Annotated in this window: 6 protein-coding genes; 5 read left to right on the top strand and 1 reads right to left on the bottom strand. The window is 65.2% G+C overall.

Translation table 11 applies throughout. From position 1 onward, the window contains the following. Positions 1 to 204: 204 nt before the first annotated feature. Entirely contained in the window at positions 205 to 1107 is a 903-nt protein-coding gene (locus RYZ20_RS15620) for a cation diffusion facilitator family transporter (RefSeq protein WP_173507528.1), read from the bottom strand. 35 nt (positions 1108 to 1142) lie between these two features. Here RYZ20_RS15620 and RYZ20_RS15615 point away from each other — a divergent pair, with 35 nt between their 5' ends. From RYZ20_RS15615 to RYZ20_RS15595, 5 genes are all read left to right on the top strand, one after another. Continuing rightward, complete coding sequence (locus RYZ20_RS15615; protein WP_136340448.1) at positions 1143 to 2171, top strand: IS110 family RNA-guided transposase; 1029 nt, start codon at positions 1143 to 1145, stop codon at positions 2169 to 2171. A 390-nt stretch (positions 2172 to 2561) separates the two neighbouring features. Next, positions 2562 to 3341, top strand: a complete 780-nt coding sequence (locus RYZ20_RS15610) for an ABC transporter permease (protein WP_317675117.1) — start codon at positions 2562 to 2564, stop codon at positions 3339 to 3341. A 129-nt stretch (positions 3342 to 3470) separates the two neighbouring features. Beyond that, positions 3471 to 4022 carry a TetR/AcrR family transcriptional regulator gene (locus RYZ20_RS15605; RefSeq protein WP_136340464.1) on the top strand — a complete coding sequence of 184 codons (552 nt, stop codon included), beginning with the start codon at positions 3471 to 3473 and terminating at the stop codon, positions 4020 to 4022. Beyond that, on the top strand, positions 4019 to 5098 hold the full coding sequence (locus tag RYZ20_RS15600) for an efflux RND transporter periplasmic adaptor subunit (RefSeq protein ID WP_173495903.1): 1080 nt from the start codon (positions 4019 to 4021) through the stop codon (positions 5096 to 5098). Before RYZ20_RS15605 ends, RYZ20_RS15600 begins: the two co-directional genes overlap by 4 nt. Before the next feature lie 13 nt (positions 5099 to 5111). Beyond that, complete coding sequence (locus RYZ20_RS15595; RefSeq protein WP_317675114.1) at positions 5112 to 8189, top strand: efflux RND transporter permease subunit; 3078 nt, start codon at positions 5112 to 5114, stop codon at positions 8187 to 8189. Positions 8190 to 8230: the final 41 nt, after the last annotated feature.

The raw sequence follows: 8230 nt of genomic DNA, 5'->3' as shown, positions 1-8230 counted from the left end.
AAGATCAACGCCGATGATTGTAACCTGTTCCACGGATGCCCTCTCCTGTAGCTTGTGCGTAAACATCCCAAGCTTGGCACATTGCGATGCCGTTTGGGGAGAGCGGCATCCACCCCATCTCCACCAAGCTGACACTGCCTGCCCTGCGCTTAAGTGTATGAAGGTGCAAGATAATATCGTTCTTCCGTCAATTCGTCCTCCTGATCATTCATGGCCATTACTACCGTGACCGTAGAGGTTGGCGTTGGTGTGGGCGTTCCTTTCATTCTCGAATTCGAGGCTGGAATGAGCGATGCCGAAGCGTTCGCTCAGTCGTGCTTTGATCTTGCCCTTGATGGCCTCAATTCTCGTCCATCCATCTTCGGCGACGACCACGTGGCAGTCGAGCGCCGCCTCGTGTTCCTGCATCTGCCATAGGTGCACGCGGTGGACATCCGTAACGCCGTCCACGTCCCGCATCGCGGCGATCACGGCCGAGTTGTCGATATCCGGCGGGCTGCCCAGCATCAGTGTCCGGATCGGGCCGCCGATCTCGGTCAGTGCGAGATACAGTATGTACAGCGCGATTCCGATGGTGGTTGCGGGATCGACCCAGCGCAGGTCGTAGAGAATGATCAGCGTGCCGCCGACGATCACGGCGACCGAGGCTAGCGCATCCGAGAGGTTGTGCAGGAAGAGCGCGCAGATGTTCACGCTGCCCTTCTGCATGGACCAGGTGAGCGCCGCAGTCAGAGCGTCGACCACGAGCGCCACGCCGCCGAGGATCACGACGGTCCAACCCTGAATCTCGGGCGGATCGATAATGCGCATACCGCCCTCGTAGATCAGATAAACGCCGACGAGGATGAGTGTCGTGTAGTTGATCAGTGCCGCGACAATCTCGATCCGGCCGTATCCGAAGGTCATCCGCTCGTCCGCAGGCCTCCGCGCGATCTTGCGCGCTGCGAAAGCGATCACCAGCGACGCCATATCCGAGAAGTTGTGCAGCTCATCCGCGATCAGCGCGAGACTGCCCGAAACGATCCCGCCTGCGATCTGCGCGACGGTCAGAAGGGCGTTCGCTGGCTCTGATGATGTGACCGCCCCCCGACGGCATCGATGTGCCAAGGTGGGTCTGCGAGGATCCACATAGGAGGACGGTCATGTTTGAGATTACCACGGTCGGGCTCGACCTTGCGAAGAATGTGTTTCAGGCGCATGGCGCTGATGTTTCGGGGCGGGTAGTTCTGCGCAAGAAGCTGAGACGGGATCAGGTTCTGGCCTTCTTCAGTCAGCTGCGACCCTGCGTCGTTGCCATGGAAGCATGTGGGGGCGCCCACTTCTGGGGCCGCGAGATCGGGAAGCTCGGGCATGAGGTGCGGTTGATCCCGCCCGCCTATGTCAAGCCGTTCGTCAAGCGGCAGAAGAACGACGCAGCCGATGCCGAGGCGATCTGCGAGGCTGCCCAGCGTCCCACGATGCGGTTCGTGCCTGTGAAGAGTGAAGAGACACAGGGGGCTGCGATGGTCTTCCGGATCCGCGAGCTGCTGATCCGGCAGCGCACGCAGATGATCAACGCGCTGCGCAGCCATATGGGCGAGTTCGGGCAGACCGTGCCGCAAGGCGCAGCCAACACCGCGCGGCTGATCTCCATCGTGGAGGACCTGGAAAGCGGATTGCCCGCCGATGCCACCGCGACCTTGAAGGTTCTGGTCGGTGCCCTCACCCATGTGGAGACGGAGATCAGCAAGCTTGATGCCGAGATCGCCCGGCGTGCCAAAGAGAACGAAATTGCGCGCCGGTTGATGACGGTGCCCGGCATCGGTCCCTTGATCGCCACGGCCATCGCCGTCTTGGCTCCGCCGCCGGAGACATTCCGCAAGGCGCGCGACTTCGCCGCGTGGCTCGGCCTGACGCCGAGACAGCATTCCACCGGCGGCAAGCAGAGGCTCGGGGCTACGACGAAGATGGGTGAGCGATCCCTCAGACGGCTGCTGATCATTGGAGCCAACAGCGTCATCATCGAACGGCATGTCCATGCCGCGGCCCAGCCCGGCACTTGGCTGGGAGAGATGCTCAAGCGCAAGCCACCGATTCTGGTTCGAGTGGCCCTCGCGAACAAGATGGCGCGGATCGTCTGGGCCTTGATGGCCAAGGGCGGCGTCTACCGGTCTCCGGCCGCGGCGGCATAAGCCGGTCGTCGGTCGCGAGGACGTCGGAGCGAAAGAGGGCAAGGACAAGTTTGGCGCAACGGTCGTGAGACGGGATCGGGAAACCCAGGGTGCAACAGAGTGCCTTCGAGCACGCGGCTTTGATCTGGACCCGACCTGCAAACACCATACGGGCCCGCGGCATATACATGGCCGCAACAGAGGCCGGACACATGTCAGCACCCAATGACGCGCCAGAACCAGCTCCGAAAAACCCCTCTTGCGCATGGGGCGGTTACACATGTTGCACAAATGGTCTGAGGGGATTCATCTTGTGAATCCAGCGTGGTAGCTGGGCTGCATGAGCAGACCGATACCCCCGACCTACAAGACCCGGAACTGGCCAGCCTACAACGAGGCGCTCAGCCGGCGGTGGTCCAGCTCAATGTCGATGCCACGCGCATCACCCAGGCCTTCAGCGGCGGCGGTTATGTCCAGGCCATTGTCACGGCGGAGGTGCAGGAATTCGCCAACCGTCACCGCGGCGACGCTAATCTGCCCGTCGATCTGGTGCTGCGGGCGCGCTTCAACCCGGAACTCGACAACGCGAGATTCGGCTCGGTGATGGAGATCATCAGCAATGTCACGATGCTGTCGATCATCCTGGCGGGTGCCGCGCTCATCCGCGAGCGCGAGCGCGGCACGATCGAGCACCTGCTGAGCATGCCCGTCACCCCGCTGGAAATCATGATCGTCAAGGTCTGGTCCATGGGGACCGTGGTCCTCCTCGCCTCGGCCGCCTCGCTGAGTGTCGTGGTGCAGGGATTGCTCGGCGTTCCGGTCGAGGGGTCGGTCCTTTTGTTCCTGAGCGGGGCGGCGCTGCACATGTTCGCCACCACGTCGCTCGGCATCATGCTGGCCACATTCGCCCGGTCCATGCCGCAGTTCGGCTTGCTGCTCGTCCTCGTGCTCCTGCCGCTTCAGATGCTCTCGGGCGGCGTGACCCCGCGTGAGAGCATGCCCCTCGCCGTGCAGACCCTCATGCTGGCGGCACCCGACACGCATTTCGTGATGCTGGCCCAGGCGATCCTCTATCGCGGCGCGGGCATCGGCATCGTCTGGCCCCAGTTCCTCGCACTTGCGGCGATCGGCGCGATCCTCTTTGCCATCGCGCTCGCGCGGTTCCGGCGGACGATCGGCGCCATGGTCTGATCTCTCCAACCTGGTTTGCCGTCGACGTCGACGTCGACCGGGATCAGCTTGACTTCTGCGACGCAGCATCTATATGACCAATCGGTCGGTTTCCGACCAAATGGTCGGAACGCCAGCCCCGGAGATGGAATGCGCGCGCGCAATGCCCATGACGAGATCCTAGACGCCGCCCGTGCCGTGGTCGCGCGTGACGGCCCGGGCTGTCTGACGATCGAGGCCGTCGCGCGCGAGGTTGGCATGTCGAAAGGCGGCGTTCTCTACAACTTTCCCTCCAAGCTGGCGCTGCTTGAAGGTCTCATGCACCAGATGATTGCTGCTTTCGAACAGAGTTTCTTCGAGTTCCGCGATGCCGCGTCCGGGCAGCCAAACCCGACGCTGCGCGCCCTCGTCGGCGCCTTCGGCCATTTCGAGCGTTTTGATCCCGACATCTCCATGGCGATCATGATTGCCGCGGCGGAAGCCCCCGCGCTGATGACGCCGGTGAACCGCCTGATCGAGGGTTATACCGGGCGTGTTCTGGAAGAGACTGCCGACCCGGCAAGCGCGTTGGTCATTCTGGCGGCGCTGGACGGGCTGCGGTTCCAGCATCTGATGCGCCTGCCACCCGCCGATCCGGCCCTGCGCAAGGCGACCCTCACCCGTATTCAAACCATGATCGAAGATCTGGAGCCTGCCACATGAAACGCCTCTCTATCGCTCTCGCAGTCATCATCGCACTCATCGGGCTGGGCGGCACCGCGTGGTTCACCAACATGAACGCCCTGGCCCAGCAGGAAGACGCAGGTGCGCCCCCGACCGAGGCCGCCGTCGCGGTGCCCATGCAGGTGGTGCAGGCCGGCGATGGGCTTGCCGCGCGCAGCTTCATCGGCCGGGTCGAGGCGCAGCGGACCGTGGACATCGCCTTCCAGATCGGCGGACAGATCGTCGAGATCGGCCCCACCGAGGGGGAGCGCGTCGCAGCAGGCACACTTATCGCCACGCTGGACGACGTGAATTTCCGCCTCGCCCTGGAGAGGGCCGAAGCGGTGGTCGATCTGGCCCGCAGCGAGGAGGCCCGGGTGTCCGAGCTGGTCGAACGAGCGGCGGCGCCGCGCGCGCAGCTCGACCGGGCGCGCGCCGAGTTGCGGCAGGCCGAGGTCGCCGTCGCCGAGGCGCAGCGCGCACTCGAACAAACCCGCATCTCTGCCCCCTTCGAGGCCATCGTCGCCCGGCGCCTGATCGAGACTTATTCCAACGTGACCCCGGCAGTGCCGGTGTTGCGCCTGCAGGACGTCAGCACGCTGATGGTCGCGATTTCGCTGCCCGAGGATCTGGCGGTGTTAGCCCGCACTGCACCGGAAGACTACGAGGCGGTGGCGCGGTTCCCCGCCCTTCCCGACGCGGCGATGCCGCTGGATCTGGCGCGCTTCGTGACCGAGGCCGACCCGGTGGCGCAGACCTATGCCGTAAAATTCGCCCTGCGCGAGCCCGACCCGCGCATCCTGCCGGGCATGACCGCGACCGTCGAGCTTCGCCCGCGTCAGAGGGTCGATGCGGTCATGGTGCCGGTGTCGGCCGTCGACACCTTCAGCGGTGCGGCGCCGCGCGTCTGGGTCGTCGACGAGGAAAGCCGCGCCCATCCCCGCGAGGTGAGCCTGGGCCTGCCGCAGGGCGACCGCATCCCGGTCCTGTCCGGCGTGACGCCTGGTGCGCGGATCGTGGCTGCAGGCTGGTGGCAGATGCGCGACGGGGTGCTGGTGCGCCCGGCCATGTTCTGATCGGGGTCGCGCCATGAACCTTGCCGTCTGGTCCATTCGCCGCCCTGTTGCGATTTCCCTGCTCATCATTGGCTGTCTGATCGGCGGTCTCTGGGGGCTTGCCAATGTCGGGCGTCTGGAAGACCCGGGCTTCACGCTCAAGACCGCGCTGGTCTTCACACCCTATCCGGGCGCTTCGGCAGAGGACGTCGAGCGCGAAGTGACCGAGGTGCTGGAAAGCGCGATCCAGCAGATGCCGCAGCTGCGCCGGGTGGAATCGAAATCCATGCCGGGCCTCAGCCAGATCACCGTGGAAATCAAGGATACCTATGGCCCCGACGAGATGCCGCAGGTCTGGGACGAGCTGCGCCGAAGGCTGGGCGACGCCGGGGGCGACCTACCGGACGGGGCGAGGGCGCCGCAGGTCAATGACGATTTCGGCGATGTCTTCGGGCTGTATTATGCCGTCACCGCCAGCGGCTACAGCCCGTCCGACCAGCGCGAGATCGCCCGTCGCCTGCGACGCGAGTTGTTGACGGTGCCAGGTGTGGCCAAGGTGGAAACGCTGGGCCTGCCCGAAGAGGTGGTGATGGTCGAAGTGCCTTCGGCCCGGCTGTCCCGGCTGGGCCTGCCACCCGATCAGGTTCTGGGCCTTCTGAGTGGCGAAAACACGGTTCTGCAAGGGGGCGAGATCCGTGCCGACGATGCTCGGCTGCGCACCTTGCTTTTGCCCGGGTTCGACAGCGTCGCCGGGATCGAGGCGCTGCGCGTGGGGCGTGTGGGCGGCGTCGAGCAGATCTCGGTGCTCGATGTCGCGCATGTGGACCGCCGCGAAGCCGAGGCGCCGCAGCAGATCATCCGCCACGACGGCGTGCGGGCCTTTACGCTGGGCGTATCGGCGATCCAGACCGAGAATGTCGTCGCCGTAGGCGAACGGGTCGAGGCGCGTCTGCGCGACGTCGCCGAGGCGCTGCCCGCAGGCATCGAGATCCTGCCGATCTACGAGCAGCACCGGGTGGTGGACGAGGCGGTATCCTCCTTCATCACCGGGCTGGCGCTGTCGGTCGCCATCGTGATCGGCGCGCTGATGCTGACGATGGGCTGGCGCGCGGGTCTGACGGTCGGGGCCACGCTGGGGCTGACCGTGCTGGGGACGGTGTTCTTCATGGCCACGTTCGGGATCGAGATGGAGCGGATCAGCCTTGGCGCGCTGATCATCGCCATGGGGATGCTGGTGGACAATGCCATCGTCATCGCCGAGGGCATGGTGATCGGCATGCAGCGCGGCAAATCCGCCGAGGAGGCCGCGGGCGAGGCATCGGATGCGACCTCGGTGCCGCTTCTGGGGGCCACCGTGATCGGCATCATGGCCTTCTCGGGGATCGGGTTGTCGCCGGATGCCACGGGCGAATTCCTGTTCTCGCTTTTTGCCGTGATCGCGATATCGCTTTTGCTGTCGTGGGTTCTGGCGCTGACGGTCACGCCGCTGATGGGGGCATGGCTGCTGCGCGGATCGGATGGGGACGCGGCGGGAAAAGACCCCTATCGCGGCGTCGTCTACCGGGCCTATGGCTGGCTTTTGCGCGGATCGTTGCGCGCGCGATGGCTTGTGGTGCTGATGATGGTCGGGATCACGGCAGGGTCCCTTGTCGCCTTCGGCAACGTGAAACAGGCGTTCTTTCCGGCCTCCACCACGCCGCTTTTCTATGTGCATTACAACCTGCCGCGCGGGGCTGATATCCGCGCGACCGAACGCGACATGATCGCGCTGGAAGAAGCGGTCCTTGCCGATCCGGACGTGGTGGGCGTGACCACGCTGGTCGGGCGCGGCGCCTTGCGCTTCATGCTGACATATGGCCCCGAACAGGCCGATTCGTCCTATGGCCAACTGATCGTGCGCGCGGCCGACGCCGCAATGATCCCGCAGATCATCGAGCGGCTGTCGGACCTGCCAGGACGCGTTCCGCAAGGTCAGGTCCGCTTCGAGCAACTGGCCTTCGGCCCGCCGTCGGGTGCGGATGTCGCGGTGCGCTTCTCGGGACCGGACACGCAGGTGCTGCGTGATCTGGCCGCCGAGGCGCAGGAACGTTTTCGCAGGTCCGGCGCGTTGATGGACCTTCGCACCGACTGGCGCGAACGTGAACTGGTGATCGAGCCGGTGGTGGACGAAACGCGCGCCCGCGTCGCCGGTGTAACCCGTTCGGCCATTGCAGACACGATCCTTTATGCGACATCCGGGGTGCGTGCCGGAACCTTCCGCGAGGGCGATACCCAGCTTCCGATCATCTTGCGGGTGCCGGAGCACGAGCGCCGCAGCAGCGAGCAGTTGCACGACCAGCTGGTCTGGAGCGCGGCGGGCAACCAGTATGTGCCGCTCACCCAGGTCGTCGAGCGCATCGACGTCGTGGCGCAGGAGGCCGCCATTCATCGCCGCAACCGCGAGCGCACCATCACCGTGCTTGGCGGTTCCGTGCCGGACCTCAACGCCGATCAGGCGTTCCGGGCCGTGCGCGCGGATATCGAGGCGATGGAGTTGCCGTCAGGCTACCGGATGGAATGGGGCGGTGAATACGAGGCGTCCTCGGACGCGCAAGCCTCGCTCGGCACGCAGTTGCCGCTGGGATTCCTCGTCATGGTGGTGATCTCGGTGCTGCTGTTCAACAAGGTGCGCCAGCCGCTGATCCTGTGGCTTGTGGTGCCAATGTCGATCACCGGCATGGCGCTGGGGTTGCTGGTCTCGGGCCTGCCGTTCACCTTCACAGCCCTTCTGGGCCTCCTGAGCCTGTCGGGAATGCTGATCAAGAACGCCATCATCCTGGTCGAGGAAATGGACGCCCGCATCGCCGAGGGCGGCGACCGGGCCGAGGCGATCATCGCCGGTTCGGTCAGCCGCTTCCGGCCGGTGGTGCTGGCCGCGGGAACGACGATCATTGGCATGATCCCGCTCCTGCCGGACGCCTTCTTCGCCTCGATGGCCGTCACCATCATGGGCGGGCTTGCCTTCGCGTCAGTGCTGACGCTGGTGGCGGTGCCGGTGATCTACGCGCTGATGTTCGGCATCAGGCCGGGATCGGGCGAAACGGCCCCTCAGCAAACGGCATCTGCGACCTGAAGCGCGGGCAGTCCCGATCCCATGCCATGCGCGGCGCGAAA

The organism is Pseudothioclava alba (genome assembly GCF_033100795.1).
In the GTDB taxonomy this organism is placed as follows: domain Bacteria; phylum Pseudomonadota; class Alphaproteobacteria; order Rhodobacterales; family Rhodobacteraceae; genus Pseudothioclava.
Note: the sequence above shows the minus strand (reverse complement) of the source record. Positions and strands in the feature narration are given on the sequence as shown.

Bases quoted from the DNA above. Each gene is read 5' to 3' on its own strand.
- RYZ20_RS15615 (WP_136340448.1), top strand. From the start codon at position 1,143: ATGTTTGAGATTACCACGGTCGGGCTCGACCTTGCGAAGAATGTGTTT.
- RYZ20_RS15605 (WP_136340464.1), top strand. From the start codon at position 3,471: ATGCGCGCGCGCAATGCCCATGACGAGATCCTAGACGCCGCCCGTGCC.
- RYZ20_RS15600 (WP_173495903.1), top strand. From the start codon at position 4,019: ATGAAACGCCTCTCTATCGCTCTCGCAGTCATCATCGCACTCATCGGG.
- RYZ20_RS15595 (WP_317675114.1), top strand. From the start codon at position 5,112: ATGAACCTTGCCGTCTGGTCCATTCGCCGCCCTGTTGCGATTTCCCTG.